Origin of the sequence: Jejuia pallidilutea, assembly GCF_002973595.1 — a bacterium.
Taxonomy (GTDB): Bacteria; Bacteroidota; Bacteroidia; order Flavobacteriales; family Flavobacteriaceae; genus Jejuia; species Jejuia pallidilutea.
Genome location: NZ_PVEO01000003.1, coordinates 284422 through 304232 on the forward strand (window position 1 = coordinate 284422; position 19811 = coordinate 304232).

Annotated in this window: 13 protein-coding genes and 1 tRNA gene; 12 read left to right on the plus strand and 2 right to left on the minus strand. The window is 35.1% G+C overall.

The window, feature by feature from the left end; all coding sequences use genetic code 11:
• The first annotated feature begins 8 nt into the window (after positions 1-8).
• The 10 genes from CLV33_RS07275 (at position 9) to CLV33_RS07320 (ending at position 16536) form a co-directional block, all read left to right on the plus strand.
• On the plus strand, positions 9-1430 hold the full coding sequence (locus CLV33_RS07275; RefSeq protein ID WP_045371585.1) for an Ig-like domain-containing protein: 1422 nt from the start codon (positions 9-11) through the stop codon (positions 1428-1430).
• 29 nt (positions 1431-1459) lie between these two features.
• A complete protein-coding gene (locus CLV33_RS07280) occupies positions 1460-2308 on the plus strand; it encodes a glycoside hydrolase family 16 protein (protein WP_042240216.1) in 849 nt (282 codons plus the stop codon).
• Positions 2309-2320: 12 nt separating this feature from the next.
• Positions 2321-5059, plus strand: a complete 2739-nt coding sequence (locus tag CLV33_RS07285) for a carbohydrate binding domain-containing protein (protein ID WP_105473337.1) — start codon at positions 2321-2323, stop codon at positions 5057-5059.
• A gap of 129 nt (positions 5060-5188) precedes the next feature.
• Complete coding sequence (locus tag CLV33_RS07290; protein WP_244906397.1) at positions 5189-8599, plus strand: hypothetical protein; 3411 nt, start codon at positions 5189-5191, stop codon at positions 8597-8599.
• 55 nt (positions 8600-8654) lie between these two features.
• Positions 8655-9869: a glycoside hydrolase family 17 protein gene (locus CLV33_RS07295; protein WP_105473426.1), complete on the plus strand. Its 1215-nt coding sequence runs from the start codon at positions 8655-8657 to the stop codon at positions 9867-9869.
• Between the two features lie 63 nt (positions 9870-9932).
• Positions 9933-11423: a glycoside hydrolase family 30 protein gene (locus CLV33_RS07300; protein ID WP_105473339.1), complete on the plus strand. Its 1491-nt coding sequence runs from the start codon at positions 9933-9935 to the stop codon at positions 11421-11423.
• 28 nt (positions 11424-11451) lie between these two features.
• On the plus strand, positions 11452-13014 hold the full coding sequence (locus CLV33_RS07305) for an MFS transporter (protein WP_045371593.1): 1563 nt from the start codon (positions 11452-11454) through the stop codon (positions 13012-13014).
• Between the two features lie 14 nt (positions 13015-13028).
• Positions 13029-13955, plus strand: coding sequence for a glycoside hydrolase family 17 protein (locus CLV33_RS07310; RefSeq protein ID WP_105473340.1), 927 nt, complete (start codon positions 13029-13031; stop codon positions 13953-13955).
• Between the two features lie 462 nt (positions 13956-14417).
• A complete protein-coding gene (locus tag CLV33_RS07315) occupies positions 14418-15740 on the plus strand; it encodes a T9SS type A sorting domain-containing protein (protein ID WP_105473341.1) in 1323 nt (440 codons plus the stop codon).
• 100 nt (positions 15741-15840) lie between these two features.
• Positions 15841-16536, plus strand: a complete 696-nt coding sequence (locus CLV33_RS07320; protein WP_042240197.1) for a LysE family translocator — start codon at positions 15841-15843, stop codon at positions 16534-16536.
• A gap of 81 nt (positions 16537-16617) precedes the next feature.
• On the opposite strand, the gene CLV33_RS07325 is transcribed toward CLV33_RS07320, so the two are convergent.
• Together CLV33_RS07325 and folB are read right to left on the minus strand one after the other, a co-directional pair.
• Positions 16618-16689: transfer RNA gene (locus tag CLV33_RS07325), tRNA-Cys, on the minus strand.
• Between the two features lie 52 nt (positions 16690-16741).
• Positions 16742-17104, minus strand: coding sequence for a dihydroneopterin aldolase (folB, locus tag CLV33_RS07330; protein WP_042240195.1), 363 nt, complete (start codon positions 17102-17104; stop codon positions 16742-16744).
• Between the two features lie 99 nt (positions 17105-17203).
• Between folB and CLV33_RS07335 the strand changes: the two genes are divergently transcribed.
• Positions 17204-19198, plus strand: a complete 1995-nt coding sequence (locus CLV33_RS07335; protein ID WP_105473342.1) for a glutamine--tRNA ligase/YqeY domain fusion protein — start codon at positions 17204-17206, stop codon at positions 19196-19198.
• A gap of 86 nt (positions 19199-19284) precedes the next feature.
• Positions 19285-19761 carry a DUF1761 domain-containing protein gene (locus CLV33_RS07340; protein ID WP_105473343.1) on the plus strand — a complete coding sequence of 159 codons (477 nt, stop codon included), beginning with the start codon at positions 19285-19287 and terminating at the stop codon, positions 19759-19761.
• The last annotated feature ends 50 nt before the right edge of the window (positions 19762-19811 follow it).

The window sequence follows — 19811 nt, forward strand, 5'->3', positions numbered from 1 at the left end:
AGATTAATATGAAAAATATAAAATTAACATATACAAAAATGACAATCCTTTTAGGATGCATTTTTATAACAATAGCCAGTTGCGAGAGAGAGCTTTCAGATGAAGCTGTTTTTGCAACGTTTCCAACAGCGCCTGAAGTGTTTAACGACAGTCCTGTAGGTTTGGGTACAGATTTTTATTTCCCATATATCAATTCTAAAGCAACAGCTTGGTCTGTAGATGAAAAAGAAAGTTATGAAGGTTCTGCTTCAATGCGTTTTGATGTACCAAATGCTAATGATCCCGAAGGAAGTTTTGCAGGCGCAATTTTTAGAATTGATGGTGAAGGTTCTGGCAGAAATCTAACAGATTACGATGCGCTAACATTTTGGGCAAAAGCCACACAATCTGTTACCATCGGTGAAATAGGTTTTGGCGAAGATTTTGGCGAAAATAAATATGTAGTTGGTAGAAAGGCTATAGATTTAACAACAGCATGGAAAAAATATATTATACCTATTCCAGATCCATCAAAACTCATTCAAGAACGTGGTTTGTTGCGTTATTCAACAGGATCACTGTTGGGTTCTGGTTATACATTTTGGTTAGACGAAGTTAGATATGAGAAATTAGGAACCCTTGCTCAGCCAAAACCCAAAATACTTAATGGTGTTGATGTTGAAGAAACCACATTTATTGGAACACAAATAAACTTAAGTGAACGCGGACTCACACAAACGTTTAATTTACCAAACGGTGTTAATCAAGAAGTAACCGCGGCACCTTCATATTTTACTTTTGAGTCATCAAATCCAGAAGTAGCTATTGTAAACGAATTAGGTGTTGTTACGGTTTTAGATGCTGGTAGTGCAACTATTACCGCAACAATTGCTGGTGTTAAAGCTGCTGGTTCCCTAACACTTCAATCTTTAGGAAACTTTGCAGAAGCACCTGTGCCAACTAGAGATCCTGCCAACGTTATTTCAATTTTTAGTGATGCTTATACCAACGTACCAGTAGACTATTATAACGGATTTTTTACTCCAGATGGACAAACAACTCAAGGAGGAGAACCTCCATTAACTTTAGGCTCTGGTCAAGTTATCAATTATACGCAACTTAATTTTGTAGGTATTGGCACATTTTTAAACGTATCTTCTATAGATGCTTCACAAATGACACACCTGCATGTAGATATTAATGTGCAAGAGGCGGTAGAATCGGGCGACTATATTACACTTCAATTATTAAACTCAGTTGGTAATAACGAAACATCCGGTAGCGTAAGAATTACAGATAACCAACTACAATCTAATCAATGGGTAAGTCTCGATGTGCCCTTAAACGATTTTGGATTAGCCAATAGAGATAAATTAGGGCTATTGTTCTTCATTTCAGATAATACCATATCTAATATTTATGTAGATAATATTTACTACTACAAAGAATAGTATAGCGATAACTAAATAAAAATAATATTATGAATAAAATAACCGCATATAAATTTAAGCTACCAGCCATAGCGTTGCCATCGTTATTGTTAGTGCTGGCTTTTGTAGCAGCTAGTTGTTCTACAGACCAAACACAAACCGTAGCAACTTTTAATAAGTTATCAATGGCAGACGAGTTTGATGTTGATGGTGCACCAAATAGCTCTATTTGGAATTTCGACATAGGTACAGGACAAAACGGATGGGGAAATAACGAATTGCAATATTATACAAATCGTCCAGAAAATGTCGTGGTACAAAATGGGGTTTTAATTATTACCGCAAGAGAAGAAAATTTTAATGGATCTGCTTACACATCTGCTAGGTTGTTAACTAAAGGTAAGTTTCAACAGCAATATGGGCGCTGGGAAGCACGTATAAGATTGCCTTATGGCAAAGGTATTTGGCCTGCTTTCTGGTTGTTGGGAGACGATAAAAATGGTACTGAAATTTGGCCAGAAATAGGAGAAATAGATATTATGGAGTATTTGGGTGATGAGCCAACCAGAGCTTTTGGTACGGTACATGGCCCTGGCTATTCCGCTGGAGAATCTATAAGTAAATCTTATCAATTACAAAATGATAGGTTCGATACAGGATTTCATGTTTTTGGCATAGAATGGGGTCCAGAATACATTAATTTTTACATAAACGATGTATTATATAACCAAATTACGCCAGAAGATGTGCCAGGAGAATGGGTGTTTGATGACGATTTCTACATTATATTAAATATGGCCGTTGGTGGTACCTTACCAGGGGCTCCTAATGCAGAAACTACATTTCCACAGCGTATGCTTGTAGATTATGTAAGAGTATACGAAATGAACAAAAACTAAATAAACATTAATATGAAAAAAATAATTCAAACATTAAAATACATATCAGTTTTGGTATTGGCGTTGTCCTTTACAAACTGTGAAGACGATGACGTAGTATTACCATCAGTTGAAGCTGGTTTTACCTATACTTTAAATATAGATACAGGAACCGTAACATTTATTAACATATCAGAAAATGCTAATAATTATGAATGGGATTTTGGCGATGGTACTACATCTACAGAAATTAACCCAGTTAAAATATATAGTAACGGCACCTACACAGTGGTATTAAAGGCCAAAAATGTTTCTGGAGCATCAGATACTTTTGAAAGCGAGATTACCATTTTAATACCAGAAATAGCTACACTACCTATTTCATTTGATGGTGAAAATACAACTTACGATGCTACTACATTTAACGGAGCAGCTTTTACAGTAGTAGATAATCCAGATGTTTCTGGAGCTAATGCTGTGGCTTCAAAAGTTGGTGAAATCACAAACTCTGGTGCACAGTTCGAAGGCTTTTATTTCGATTTAGGAGCACCATTAGATCTATCAACCCAAAAATCTGTAAAAGCCTTAGTGTGGTCTGATAAAGCATTAGATGTTTTATTAAAATTAGAAGAAGGTACAGGTGCCGATGTTGAAACCACAGCTAGCCATGGTGGAACAGGCTGGGAAGAAGTTTATTTTACTTTTAATAGTGCTGCTAGCTATAATAGATTTACCATGTTTTTTGATCCTTCAGGCACCACATCAGGTAAATTTTATATAGATGCTATTTCACAAATAGCAACAGATGCTATTCCGTGTACCGAAACCAATTTGGAACTACCTGTAGATTTTGATTGTAATGGTATAGACTATGCTGCAAAAATTGTTGGCAATGTGTCTTTTGAAGTTATTGATAATCCAGAGTTATCAGGTATAAATGCTGAAGTATCAAAAGTTGGAAAAATAGTAAACGTTGGAGAAAATTGGGAAAATGCATTCTTTAATTTTGACACGGCAATAGATTTAACTTCAAATAAAGGTATTAGGTTTAAGTTATTTTCAGATCAAGCTTTACCTATCAAAGTAAAATTAGAAGATGGTACCGAAGCTCCAATAGAGGTAGATGTAAACCATACAGGATCTGGATGGGAGGAACTTACATTTACGTTCAACTCCTCTGCGTCTTACAACGATATGGTTGTTTTTATAGACGGACCAGGAACAGCAGCAGGTACGTTTTATATAGACGATATAGAACAAGTATTAGGAGATACAGCAGAACCTTGTGAGGCTGAAACTATGCAATCGTTAAGTGCTGCAGATTTTAACCTAACATTTATGTTAGATCCAACATCTAGTATTATTGAGGATGGTGGTGATTTTACATGGATTGATAACCCTGATTTTAATAACGATGTAAATACGTCTTGTAAAGTGGGTCAAATAACCAAATTAGGAAACAACCCTTGGGACAACAACCAAATAGATTTAGATGCAAAGTTAGATTTTAATGCAAACGAAGGCTTAAAAATCAAAGTATGGTCTTCTAGACCAAATACAGAGGTTAGAATTAAACTAGAGGAAATAGGAGCGCCAAATAATAATGTAGAGAAGTTTTTAACAACATCTGTAACCAGTGCTTGGGAAGAACTAACATTTGCATTTGATCCCGCAGACAGCGGAAAATACAATAAAATTGTAATTTTCTTTGATTTAAATGCTAACAATACAGACACCTATTATTTTGATGACTTAGCATTATACGGCTCTAGCAATGGAGGCGGTACAGGTGGTGCTTTTGATGATGGCTTATTAACCAATGGCGATTTTGAAAATGGTTCTACTGCATGGATTGGTAACGCTGTTGATGTTCGTACTGAAGGCGACAACTCTTTTAACTTTGCCGATGTTACAGTTGCAGGTAACGCTTTTGATGTAAACTTAAGTCAAGTTGTTGAAATAGTTCCAGGAGCAACATATACACTTTCTTTTGAGGCTTCATCAAATGGTAACAGAACTATGTTAGCTGGAATTGGTTTAAATCAAGATCCGTGGAGCAATAATGTTTCAGAAGTTAATTTAACCACTCAAACACAATCCTTTTCTTTAGAATTAAAAGCAACAGATTTAAATACTTCAGCAGACTTTGGTGGTGCTAATAGTCGTGTAATATTCGATATGGGCGCTGCAACAGGAGTTGTAGTTATAGATAACGTATCGCTTACATGTTCAGATTGCGACGGTGGTGGTAACACTGGCGGTGGAGGTACCGGAGGAGGAACTACAAGTGGATTGGTAACAAATGGAGACTTTGAAACTGGCGATGAATCTTCGTGGATTTTATTCCAAAACGGAGGAACCGCTACGTTAGATAATGCCATAAGTAATGGTGGTTCATGGTCTGGAAAACTTGCAACAAATGGTCCTAGTAACCCTGCTTTTAAGCAAGAAAGAATAGGGGCTGGAACAGTAAATGCTGGAGATACAGTTACCATTTCGTTCGATCATATTGGAGCTATTGGTGGTGAAGGCGGTGTGTTTAATGTTATACTTTTTGTAGAAGGTGCTGGAGGTTCTGTGCCCATTACACATGTTTTTAGCCCAACACCAATACTATCAGATAGTTGGACAACCTTTACAGGAACGTTCACTATACCAAATGGAACAGATACTTCCGAAGGAATTTCATTCCTAATAGAAGCCGTTTGTGGTGGCGCAACAGGTTGTAGCGTAACAGCAAATATTGATAATGTTTCTGCAACACTTAATTAAACAAGAATAAACAAATATAAAAAAGATAAAGGCTGGCAGATTGCATATGCAAGCTGGCCTTTATTAAAAAAAAGTAAAGCTCAAATCTAAATTATGACACTAAACGAAGCGCCTAAAGTAACAAACCTTATGAGCAAAATAAAAGGAGAACAGGTAACTTTTGAAAACGAATCTTATTACAAGATTTCTAATAGCGATAATATGCGCCCATTTTTTATGAGCATTGTAAGCGACTCTAACCATTGGATGTTTATATCCAGTAATGGCGGATTAACAGCTGGCAGAAAAAATGCAGAATCATCGCTATTCCCTTATTACACAGACGATAAAATTACCGAAATGGCCGAAACTACAGGAAGTAAGGCTATTTTTAAAATTAATGTAGCAGGAAAAATACATATTTGGGAACCGTTTTCAATACGCCAAATGGGGATATACAACACCCAAACAAACCTGTATAAAAACCGATACGGTAACAAGGTGGTTTTTGAAGAAATTAATCTTGATTTGGGCGTAACGTTCAGGTACCAGTGGAATTCCACTAACCAATATGGATTTGTAAAAAAATCAACATTAATAAATAACTCAGATTCTAAAATAGATATTACAGTTTTAGATGGTTTACAAAATATATTGCCTGCTTCTGTAACTTCCGATTTACAAAATAGCAGAAGTAATTTAGTAGATGCTTATAAAAAAAGTGAGTTGCAAGCTGAGGTTGGTTTGGGTATTTACGCATTAAGCGCTGTTATTGTAGATAAAGCAGAACCTAGCGAAGCTCTAAAAGCAAATGTTGTTTGGTCTTTAGGATTAGATAATCCTACATACCTATTGTCTGCTACACAGTTAGATAATTTTAGAAAGGGTAAAGACATCCATCAAGAAGTTGATGTAAAAGCAGAAAAAGGCGCCTATTTTATATCACAGCATTTACATTTGGAGGCACAAGCAAATAAGGAATGGCGCTTTGTTGCAAACGTAAACCAATCAATTTCAGATATTGTTAAAATTTCAGAAAGCATTAAAAATGAAGATAATCTTATCAATCTTGTTCAGAATGATATCGATTTAGGTACCAAAAACTTAATTGCTTTAACGGGCGCATCTGATGGTTTACAGCTTACCGACGATCCACTTATAAACACCAGGCATTTTTCAAATACGCTTTTCAATATCATGCGTGGTGGTATTTTTGATGATGGTTACACCATTGAAAAAGCAGACTTTGTAACCTACCTATCCAAAGCAAACAAACAGCTTTGTAAATTAAAACAAGATGTTTTAAACGATGTTCCTGATGTTTTTAACCTTCATTATCTAAAAAACATAGCAGAACGCGATACAAATCAGGATTTTAAACGCTTGTGTTTTGAATATTTACCTTTAAAATTTAGTAGAAGACATGGCGACCCAAGCAGACCTTGGAATAGGTTCTCTATAAATACCAGAAGTGAAGTTGATGGTTCTAAAATTTTAGATTATGAAGGCAATTGGCGCGATATTTTTCAAAACTGGGAAGCCTTAGCCCTATCTCATCCAGAGTTTATTGAAGGGATGATTCATAAGTTTTTAAATGCTACAACCTTTGAAGGTTATAACCCGTACCGTGTTACCAAAGATGGTTTTGATTGGGAGATAATCGAAGAAAACGATCCATGGTCTTACATTGGCTATTGGGGCGATCACCAGATTATTTACTTGCTAAAGTTCCTAGAAATTATTGAAAACCACTACCCTAGCGCTTTAGAAAAACGTTTTAATGAAGATGTATTTGTATATGCCAATGTGCCTTACAAAATAAAAAGCTACGAGGCTACCTTACAAAATCCAAAAGATACTATTGATTTCGACCATAAGCTAGACCAAATAATAAACCAAAAAAGAACGGTGTTAGGTGCAGACGGTGCCTTGTTAGAAGACCAAAAAGCTAATATTTATAAAGTTAATTTAATTGAAAAATTGTTAGCTACAGTACTTTCTAAAGTATCAAACTTTATTCCCGAAGGTGGAATTTGGTTAAACACACAACGCCCAGAATGGAACGATGCCAACAACGCATTAGTAGGTAACGGTGTGTCTATGGTAACGCTGTATTATTTATATCGTTTTTTAAGCTTTTTCGAAACCGTATTATCTAAATCTAACATTAAAACTGTTCCCGTTTCTAAAGAATTAATGGCGTTTTTTAATGCTAGTGTTTCAACGCTTCAAGCTAATGCCAATATACTATCAGCAAAAATATCAAATAAAGATCGCAAAATGGTACTTGATGGTTTAGGAAAAGCAGGAAGTAATTATAGAGAAACTATTTATAATAAAGGGTTTTCGTGCGAAAAAGAAACCTTATCACTTGACGATGTTTCTAGTTTCATAGAGGTTACAAAATCGTATTTAGAGCATAGTATTGATGCAAATAAGCGTAGCGATAATATGTATCATGCCTATAATTTAATGACGGTTGAAAATGATGAAGAGGTATCTATATCGTACTTGCCAGAAATGCTAGAAGGTCAAGTAGCAGTATTGAGTTCGGGCTACCTCTCTCCTACCCAAGCGCTTCAGCTTTTAGACGGATTAAAACACAGTGCACTATTTAGAGAAGATCAATACAGCTATATTTTATACCCAAATAAGGAGTTACCACGATTTGATAAAAAGAATACTATTCCATCGGAGAAAGTAGCGCAATCTAAACTTCTAAAAAAACTAGTTGCCAATGGTAATAAACAAGTTATAGAACAAGATATAAAAGGCAACTATCATTTTAATAGCAACTTTAATAATGCAAAAAGTTTATCAGAGGCATTAAACAATTTAGATGAAGCCTATAAACCTTTAGTTACAGATGAAAAAGAAAACCTACTTCAAATTTTTGAAGATATTTTCGATCATAAATCCTTTACAGGACGCTCTGGAACATTCTTTGGTTACGAAGGGTTAGGCTCTATTTATTGGCACATGGTTTCTAAGTTATTATTAGCAGTACAAGAAAACTGTTGGTTGGCCATAAATACTAATGAAACGCCAGAAGTTATTGGCAAACTTTTAGACCATTACTACGAAATAAATGCTGGTATTGGTGTACATAAATCACCAGAATTGTATGGTGCATTTCCAACCGATCCGTACTCGCATACGCCCGCTACAAAAGGTGCACAACAACCAGGAATGACGGGGCAAGTAAAAGAAGATATATTAAGCAGGTTTGGAGAATTAGGTGTATTTGTTAACAACGGAAAATTATGTTTTAAACCAAGTTTATTACAAACCAAAGAGTTTTTGCAAACAGCATCAACCTTTAGTTTTACAAATCTTAATAAAGAGAAGCAAACCATAGCATTACAAGAAAATTCTTTGTGTTTTACCTACTGCCAAGTGCCTGTTGTTTATACGCTTTCAAACAACGAAAAAATAGAAGTGTTTTTTAACAACAATAAACACATGGAGTTTAATGAGATGCATCTTAATGTAGAGGTTTCAAAATCTATTTTTGAACGCAAAGGAGACGTAAATCATATCATAGTTTCAATAAAAAAATAGAAACAAAACAATGCTAAAACAAATTAAATATTTAACACTTTCAATAGTATTAACCATGCTAGGATGTAATGATATGCCAAAAGAAAAAAAGCAAATAACAGCAGCCGATATATTAGGTAACCCTGAGTATTTAGCCATTTCATATGGTGGCTATCGCCAAAAAACGCGTGATGTACAACCCACAGTAAATGAGCTTAAAGACGATATGAAAATTTTATCGGCTATGGGTGTAAAGATTTTAAGGACGTACAACGTGCAATTGGCTCAAGCTTCAAACCTACTTAAAGCCATTAGCGAATTAAAGCAAGAAGATGCTACTTTTGAAATGTACGTTATGCTTGGTGCATGGATAGATTGCCAAAATGCATGGACCGATAAAGCACCTAACCATGAAGTAGAAAGTGAACAAAATGCAGGTGAAATAGCCAGGGCTGTAGCCTTGGCAAAACAATATCCAGATATTGTTAAAATAATAGCAGTAGGTAACGAGGCTATGGTAAATTGGGCTACGAGTTATTTTGTGCGCCCTAGTGTTATTTTAAAATGGGTAAACCATTTACAAGATTTAAAACAACAAGGCGAGCTTCCAAAAGATCTATGGATTACCAGTTCAGACGATTTTTCATCTTGGGGTGGTGGCGATCCTAGTTACCATACCAAAGATTTGGAAGCGCTCATAAAGGCTGTAGATTATATTTCTATGCACACCTACCCTATGCATAATACGCATTACAATCCAGAATTTTGGTTGGCGCCAGAAAGCGAGCTTAATCTTTCTGACAAAGAAAAAATTGAATCTGCAATGCAACGTTCCTTAAAATTTGCTCAAAAACAATACGATAGTGTAACAAATTATGTAAAAAGCCTAGGCGTTGATAAACCTATACATATAGGCGAAACAGGTTGGGCTACGGTTTCTAACGGGCATTATGGCAGAATGGGCTCCAGAGCCACAGATGAGTACAAATCTGGTCGCTATTATGAGTTAATACGAGAGTGGACTAATAAAAACAACGTGTCCTGTTTTTATTTTGAAGCGTTTGATGAGCAGTGGAAAGATGCCGGAAATGCATTAGGCTCAGAGAATCATTTTGGATTAATTAACCTAAAAGGACAAGCCAAATATGCCATTTGGCATTTGGTAGATAAAGGTGTTTTTAAAGGATTAACAAGAGATGGAAAGCCTATTACAAAAACGTATAATGGCGATAAAAGCGCTTTAATGAAAGAGGTTTTGGTGCCTCCAATGGCTAAAGAATTGGCACATTAATATGGTTAAATAGACCTTTGATGTTTTAAAAAACTCTACAGGTCTGAAAAAAAAGTATTTAAAATGAAGTTTATAAAATTATTTATCATCTGTCTATTATTGATTGTTATGAGTTGCAATAAAACAAACAAACAATTACAAGTTGAAGTATTTGAAACTTCCGCAAAAGGAAATCAATTAACTAAAGTTACCAATTTCAAAACTACCGATAGTTTGGTAACAATAACCTTAAAACCAGAGGAGACCTTTCAAACCATCACAGGTTTTGGCGGTGCTTTCACAGAATCTTCAGCATATTTATTAAATAAGTTGAGTAAAAAAAACAGAGACACCATTTTGCAGGCCTATTTTGCCAAAGATGGCGCAAGATACTCGTTAACCAGAACACATATGAATTCTTGTGATTTCTCATTATCCAACTACTCATATACACCTGTTATAGGCGATAAAAACTTAGAGCATTTTACTATCGAGGAAGATAGAGACGATTTAATTCCTATGATAAAAGATGCTATGGCAATTTCAGACGATGGCTTTAAAATATTCGCGTCGCCTTGGACTGCAGCACCTTGGATGAAAGATAATAACAGTTGGGTTGGTGGAAAATTACTCCCAGAATATTACGATACCTGGGCATTATTTTTCTCAAAATACATAGAAGCCTATAAAGCTGAAGGGATTGAAATATGGGGTTTTACAGTAGAAAACGAACCTCATGGAAATGGAAATAACTGGGAAAGTATGCACTTTACACCAAAGGAAATGACCGATTTTGTGCAGTTTCATTTAGGTCCTAAATTAGAAAAAGATGGTTACGGCGATAAAATTATTTTAGGATACGATCAGAATAGAGCTGGTTTAAAAGAATGGGTGGACGAAATGTATCGGGATGAAGCATCCTCAAAATATTTTGATGGTACTGCAATACATTGGTACGAAAGCACCTATGATTACTTTCCAGAAGCACTACAATATGCTCACAATAAAGCACCAAATAAATACTTAATAGAAACAGAAGGCTGTGTAGATTCTGAAGTACCACACTGGAAAGATGATGCATGGTACTGGAAAAAAGAAGCTACTGATTGGGGCTGGGATTGGGCTGCCGAAGACGAAAAATATTTACATCCTAAATATGCACCTGTAAACCGTTACGCTAGAGATATTATAGGCTGCCTAAACAATTGGGTTGACGGTTGGGTAGATTGGAATATGGTTTTAGATAAACAAGGCGGTCCAAACTGGTTTGAAAACTGGTGTGTTGCCCCAATAATTGTAGATCCAGATGCAGATGAGGTGTACTTCACCCCAATTTATTATACCATGGCACACTTTAGTAAATACATTAGGCCTGAAGCAAAAATTATAGGTTTAGAGAACTCTGATGATAGCCTAATGGCAACAGCGGCACAAAACCCAGACGGATCAATTGCAGTGGTACTTTTTAACGAATTTGAAACGCCAAAAACAATTCATCTTTCATTATTAGATACAACAGTAGAAATTTCAATAGATGCACAAGCAATTCAAACTATTGTAATTCCAAAAATGTAATAATATTAACCAACTAAACCATATAATTATGTCAAATATAAAAACAGCTGCTAAAGATAAAGTTCCTTTTGGACAAAAAATGGCTTTTGGTTCTGGTCATTTCGTGCTTAACCTATTACCAGGTGCATTAGGGTTTTTTATGTTCTTCTTGCTCACGGCTTTTGGAATGGATCCCCTTTATGCTGGAATTTTAGGGGCATTACCAAGACTTTTTGATGCATTATCAGACCCAATTATGGGGTTTATTTCCGATAACACAAAATCCAAGTGGGGACGCCGTAGACCTTACATTTTTATAGGCGCCATTTTAAGTGGAATTTTATTTTCTATGACTTGGCAAATGTCTCCAGAAAACTCCCAGATGTATAACTTTTGGTATTTTCTCATTCTGTCAATTCTATTTTTAGCAGGAAATACAATGTACGCAACACCTCTTGTAGGTTTGGGCTATGAAATGACCTCAGATTACAATGAACGTACAAGGTTAATGGCTTTTTCCAATACAATGGGCCAAATCGCGTGGATGATTGTACCATGGTTTTGGGTTATTATTGCTGATCCACAAGTGTACGAATCTCAAGCCGTAGGCGTAAGACACCTATCTATAATTGTAGGTTCCGTTTGTGTTGTTTTGGGCATATTACCAGCAATTTTTTGTAGAGGTATAGATTCTGCTAACATGGAAAACCGAAAGGAAATAAACTTTAAAACATTAGCGTCTAATTTAAAAGATTTATGGGAAGGAATAAAGCAGGTATCTAAAAACAAGCCATTTATGAAGCTGTGTGGAGCAACGTTTTTAGTATTTAATGGTTTTCAAATGGTCGCTGCTTTTAGTGTATATATTATAGTATTTTATATGTATAATGGTAGTTATGCAAATGCTGGTACATGGCCTGCATGGTTTTCTACCATAACAGCAGTTATTACTGCTTTTGTTGTTATTCCAATAATTTCTGCGATGGCAAACAAATGGGGTAAACGAAAAGCATTTATTATTTCAACGGTTATCTCAATAATTGGATACATACTAAAATGGTGGGGTTTTGATAACGAATTAAATAAAGAATTTAACACCACAAGTTTTGGTCAAGCATTAAATAATGGAGTAGCATCACTCTTTGAGTCTATAAATCCGTTTTTAGAAAGTATGGGAATGTCTTGGTTTAGTATAGACACTAGTCAAGGATCTCCTTGGCTTATTTTTCTACCAATACCTTTTATAGCCTTTGGTCTTGGCGGTTTATTTACGTTAATGATGAGTATGACGGCCGATGTATGCGATTTAGACGAACTAGAGAATGGAATGCCTAGAAAAGAAGGCACATTTGGCGCTATTTATTGGTGGATGGTTAAAATTGGTCAATCTATTGCATTATTTTTAGGGGGTTTGGTTTTAAAATTAGTAGGATTTATTTCGGATGCCGAAACTCAAACCATGGAAACAATGCATAGTCTAAGAATTGCAGATATAATAATTCCTTCTGTAACAGCAGGTATTGCCATTTGGATTATGTATAAATATAGCTTAAACGAAACTAGAGCTAGAGAAATAAAAGCAGAGTTAGTAAAACGTAGAGGAGAATTATAGTAAAAAATAAAATTATGTCATACAGAGCAGATAAAATTATGGCATTATCAGGAACAAACCTTGATAATAAAACAAAAAAGGGAAAACAGAATGTATACAAAAGAGTGTTGGAAAACGGTATGCACGGGTTATGTTTTAGTCCTTATGAAGAAGGTCAAGCACCTGGAGACCAACTTACCGAAAAACAAATAAGACGACGTTTAAAAATTATAAAGCCCTACACGAAGTGGGTACGTTCGTTTTCTTGTACCGATGGTAATGAGCTTATTCCTAAAATAGCAAAAGAACTTGGTTTAAAAACCCTTGTAGGCGCTTGGTTAGGAGACGATGCTGATATTAATAAAAAAGAAATAGAGGGGCTTAAAACCTTAGCAAACCAAGGCTATGTAGATATTGCTGCCGTAGGCAATGAGGTAATGTATAGAGGCGATTTAACAGAAGAAGAGCTCTTAAGCTTTATTTACAACGTAAAGCAAGACATTCCAGAAATTCCTGTGGGCTATGTAGATGCGTATTATGAATTTGCCCAACGCCCAAAAATAACAGAAGCCTGCGATGTTATTTTAGCCAATTGCTACCCGTATTGGGAAGGATGTAGTATTGAGTATTCCTTAATTTACATGAAAGACATGTATAATCAGGCGGTTAAAGCAGCTAATGGAAAAAAAGTAATTATTTCTGAAACAGGATGGCCTAGTGAAGGTGAGGGCTTAAATGGTGCTTTCCCATCAGCAGAAAACGCTATGAGATATTTTATCAACACCCAACAGTGGTCTAAAGAAGACGATATAGATATCTTCTACTTTTCATCTTTCGACGAATCTTGGAAAGTAGGGGCCGAAGGCGATGTTGGTGCCTTTTGGGGACTTTGGGACAAAAATGAAAATCCTAAGTTTTATAGAAAACCACTTGTGCTACACAAGAAAAAAATCTTCGTGTAAACCTAACAAGATTTATCTTTTATTCTATTTTCGAAATAATAAGGCTATCCTAAAAATGTGTTGTTACCATTAAACATATCACTTTTACGATAGCCTTATCGTTTATGCTCCAAATTTGTGTGTGGTATAGTTCTAAATCGGCCTATGTATTGGTTGTAAAAAATATTTCAACACAAGGTGATTGCCTATTGTATTGATAATTAGTTGTGTATAAAGTTTTAAAACACTACAACATTACCACAACATAAGCAATTTTTACTTTTTAGACTTCATGTTTTAAAGCATACACAAAACTGTTAAAACGTTATTATAACAAGGGGTTTTATAGTGATTTCATAAAAAATATAGTGTTTTTTTAGGATGTATGTTTTTTGTAGGGGTAAAACTTACTAATATATCAATGTTTACACCTTAACTTTGAAAGAATACAAAAACTAAGTATTAACTTTAAAATTATTTAAGATGAAAAAAATTACTTTAATTGTTTTTTTGATAATTTCCTCATTGGGATTTTCACAAAACTTAGTCATTAATGGTGACTTTCAAACTGGGGTAGCTGCCCCCGAATGGTATAATAACGCAGCAAATGTTGTAGATTTAGGAGGAGGAAACTTCGTTAATCAAGCAGAAGTGACTGCAACAGGTACAGCTTTTTCTGTAAACCTTAGTCAAGCTGTAACTTTAGAAGCAGGAAAGACTTATGAGTTTTCTTTTGTAGCCTTCACTGATGCAACTACAGGTTCAAGGTCTATGGTTTCTGGTGTTGGAGAAGCAGGCGATAATTTTGAGGCCTATACAGATAATCCGGCATTAACGCCCACCCCACAAACTTTTACTTACCAATATACTATAAACTACTCCCAACCAGCAGCTAGTAGAGTTTTATTTGATATGGGTGCAGAATTAGGTTTTGTATTTATTGATGATGTATCTCTTGTTGAAATAGTAGATTTATGTAATGATGGTATATTAAATAATGGTGAAACTGAAATAGATTGTGGCGGACCAAACTGCAGTGCATGCCCATCGCCACCAACAGTAGCTGCTCCAACTCCACCAAATAGACCAGCAGCAGATGTTGTTTCTATATACAGTGATGCTTATGCGGCTATATCGCCTATTAACCTTGATGCTGGATGGTGTGGGTCAGGAGCGGTAACCGCTACTACGGCTGGCGGAAATGCTATTTTAGCCTATAATAACCAAGCTTGTCAGGGTATTAATTTTGAAACAGACTTACAAGACGTAACAGGCTTTACAAACATACATGTTGATTTGTTTATTCAAGCTGGTACAGATTTAGTAGGTAAAGTGTTTAATATGAAAATAGTCCCTACTGTTGGTGCGGAAACTGCTTTTAATGTTGATATTAATGCATTAAGTCCAGCTCCAGTTCCTGGTACATGGTACTCTTATGATGCTACAATTACGCTTTCTGGACCAACTACTAATATTAAGGAGTTTGGAGTTACCAGTAACTTGAATAATGTTGTTTGGTACGATAATTTATACTTACATAAAAATACGGTTTTAAGCAATAATGATTTTAATAAAACAACATTTAGTGCTTACCCTAACCCAACACAAAATAGTTGGACTGTAAAAGGTGCTAATGCCAAAATTGAAAGCATAAATGTTTTTGATATCTTAGGAAAAGTAGTTCTAAAACTATCGCCTAATACTAGCGAAGCAAGAATTGATGGCTCTACTTTAAAAGCAGGTATTTATTTTGCTCAGATAAAAACATTATCAGGAATAGATAGTGTTAAGTTGATTAAACAATAATCACAAAGTTTAGTTTGTTTTACAAAGGCGCTTTTTAATTAAAGCGCCTTTTTTCATTTAGCCTTTTATTTCTTTACTTTGTAAGGCGATTACTTAATACATGTTTGACGATATACTTGCTGCAATTCCTTTTGGTATTATTCTGGCCTTTACAATAGGCCCTGTTTTTTTTGTGCTATTAGAAACAAGTGCCACAAAAGGGTTTAAAAGCGCAATAATTTTCGATTGTGGTGTTATTCTAGCAGATATTTTATTTATTATTGTTGCCTTTTTTAGTACCAATAAACTTTTAGAAAAAATTAAGGACGACCCCAATTTTTTAATTTTTGGAGGCGTGCTTTTAGTAGCTTACGGCTTAATATCATTTATAAAAACCTCTAAATCGTTTCGCGATATTGTTAGGGAATACCATAAAGTAGAAATAAAAAAGGGGTATGGAAGGCTATTTTTAAAAGGGTTTTTGCTTAATTTTATAAATATAGGCGTGCTTTTAGGTTGGGTAGCTTTTATTGTGCTAGCAAATACCTTAACCGAATCTAAAAACGGAGTATATGTGTTTCTTTCTACAATTCTAATTGTTTATTTTTTGGTAGACTTAATTAAAATTCTTGTTGCTAAAAAACTTAAAAACAGATTAACCCCACGTTTAATATTTAAAACCAAAAAAATAATCGCTTTAGTTATTTTAGGTTTTGGTGTTTTACTTTTGGTACAAGGCTTTTTTCCTAAGGAAAAAGAATTACTAAAGGAGAGGTTCGATAAAATAAACCCAATAAAAGAAAACTACGCAGAGTAAGAAAAAGCTAGAACAGAAATAATCTTCTAAAAACGCATAAAAAAAGCTTCCAGAGAAATTCCTGAAAGCTTATTTTTTTTGAGGCGTCGAGCGGAATCGAACCGCTGTAGCAGGTTTTGCAGACCTGTGCCTAAGCCACTCGGCCACGACGCCTTGTTTGCGTGGTGCAAATGTAAAAATTTTTTGGAGTTTTACTTACAAAAAATCACTTTTTACGTTTATCTGTCATTTTTATCGTTACGTTTTCAACATCGCCCCCAATAGGTGGGTTTAATTTACTTATACTAACGGTTGCTTTTTGTACTAATTTATCTTCATTAAAAATTCTATCTAAAATACGTTTAGCTACAGTTTCTAGTAGTTTGGAGGGTATGCTCATTTCTTCTCTAACTACTTTATTTAAAAACACATAATCTACAGTGTCTTGTAAGGCATCAGTTTTAGCTGAAGTTTGTAAATTGGCTTTAACCTTTAAATCTACACGATAATCGCTACCAATTTTTGTTTCTTCTTTTAAACAACCATGGTGTGCAAATATCCTAATATTTTCAACTTTTATAATTCCCATTATCCAACAATTTAGTCGGTAAAATTACCTAATTTTGCCTATATTTTTGTTTAATTAGATTAGTTTCTTGATAGGAACTTTTGAATTGCAACATTTTTTATGTCTGAAGAAAGAAGATCACTCAATTTTATTGAGCAAATTATAGAGGAAGATTTGGCAAATGGCATGTCTAAAAACGATTTACGCTTTAGATTTCCACCAGAACCAAACGGCTATTTACACATAGGCCATACCAAAGCCATAGGTATTAGTTTTGGTCTGGGCGAATTTTATAATGCACCCGTAAACTTAAGATTTGATGATACAAATCCTGCCAAAGAGGAGCAAGAATATGTTGATGCCATAAAACGCGATATTGCATGGTTAGGCTACAAATGGGACAAAGTATTATTTTCTTCCGATTATTTTCAGCAGCTTTACGATTGGGCAATACTACTAATAAAAGAAGGAAAAGCATATGTAGATTCACAATCTAGTGAAGCTATGGCAGAACAAAAAGGCACGCCTACAGAACCTGGAACAGATAGCCCTTACAGAAACAGAACTGTTGAAGAGAACCTAGAGTTGTTTCAAAAGATGAAGGATGGTGCATTTAATGAAGGCGAACATATTCTGCGTGCTAAAATTGATATGCAGCACACCAATATGTTAATGCGCGACCCAATTATGTACCGTGTTGTTAAAAAAGAACATCATAGAACGGGAACCGATTGGTGCATTTATCCTATGTATGATTGGACACATGGTGAGAGCGATTATATAGAACAAATTTCGCATTCACTATGCTCTTTGGAATTTAAACCTCATAGAGAGCTATACGATTGGTTTTTAGATCAAGTTGTAGAGCCAAACAAGCTAAGACCAAAACAGCGCGAATTTGCACGTTTAAACCTTAGCTATACCATTATGAGTAAGCGCAAGTTGCTAAAATTGGTGGAAGATGGTATTGTAAGCGGATGGGACGACCCAAGAATGCCCACAATATCGGGTTTAAGAAGACGAGGGTACACACCAGCTGCTTTAAGAAAGTTTGTAGAAACCGTTGGTGTTGCTAAACGCGATAATGTAATAGATGTATCGCTTTTAGAGTTTTGCATTAGAGAAGATTTAAACAAAACAGCACCTCGTGTTATGGCGGTTTTAAATCCTGTTAAACTAATTATTACCAATTATCCGGAAGGTAAAGTAGAATGGATGGATGCCGAAAATAATCAAGAAGACGAAAGTGCAGGCTATAGAAAAGTGCCATTTTCACGAGAAATATATATTGAAAAAGAAGACTTTAAGGAAGAAGCCAGCAATAAGTTTTTTAGATTAAAGTTGGGGGGAGAGGTACGCTTAAAAAATGCATATATCATAAAAGCAGAATCTGTTATTAAAGATGCGCATGGAGAAATTACCGAAATACACTGTACCTATTCTGAAGACACATCAAAAAAAGTAAAGGGTACGCTACATTGGGTATCTATAGCACATGCGTTAAAAGCCGAGGTAAGAGAATACGATAGATTGTTTATGGATGAAGCCCCAGATAGTCATCAAGACAAAGATTTTATGGAATTTCTCAATCCAAATTCATTAAAAACCATAGAAGCTTTTGTAGAACCAAGCTTAAAAGACGCTAAAATAGGCGATAGGTACCAATTCCAAAGGTTAGGCTATTTTAGTGTGGATGATGATGCAACATCAAACAATTTAATATTCAACAAAACGGTAGGTTTACGCGATACTTGGGCTAAGAAAAAACCAAATGAGTCTAATAATAAAGCACAAAAGCCTCAAAATAATCAACCGAAACGAAAAGCGATTGATATTATAAAACAACTTGGTAAAAAATATACAAACTTACCAGAAGAAAAGCGTTTAAAGGTACGAGCTGAAATTATGGAACTAGCAAAAGATGTTTCGTACAATGATATTGAACCGTTGTTTAATACTGCTGCAAAAAAAGCAGGAACTAGAATTGCGGTTACTTTGGTTTTAAACGTATTGCTAAAACAAGGTTTAAACCGTGATGAAAAAGTAGATGAATTTCTTTTAAAAGCAAAGGAAGATAAAAACGAATTACTAGTTGCTGAAGCTGTACTAATCTAAATTTCAATTTGTTATATAGTTAAAAAAATAAGCTTGCATTTTATTTTTTAGTTATATTTAGGTACTAACTATAACTTTTTAATACTATGGAATTTAATCTTATTGCAATTTTAGTAGCAGCTCTAGTACCTTTGGTACTAGGTTTTGTGTGGTACGGACCAATGCTTTTTCAAAACGTTTGGATGCGAGAATCTGGAGTAACAGAAGAGAAAATTAAGTCTGGAAATATGGCTGTAATTTTTGGTATATCTTTATTATTTTCGGTGATTTTGGCATTTTTTACTCAATTTTTGGTTGTACACGAAATGGGTGTAATGGGAATGACAGAAGGACAAATTGAGGGCGAAACCACCCAAGCTTTTTTAGCAGAATGGTCTGGTAAATACAGAAGTTTTGGCCACGGTGCATTACATGGTGCTTTTGCTGGCGTTATGTTTGTATTACCTGTAATGGCAACAAATGGGCTTTTTGAACGTAAAAGTTGGAAACTCATCCTTATTAATGCTGGGTATTGGACGCTCGCTTTGGCCATTATGGGCGCTATAATTAGCGGTTGGGTATAATTTTGTAAAGTTTTAACATATTTAAAGACCGATGCTATTTAACTTCGGTC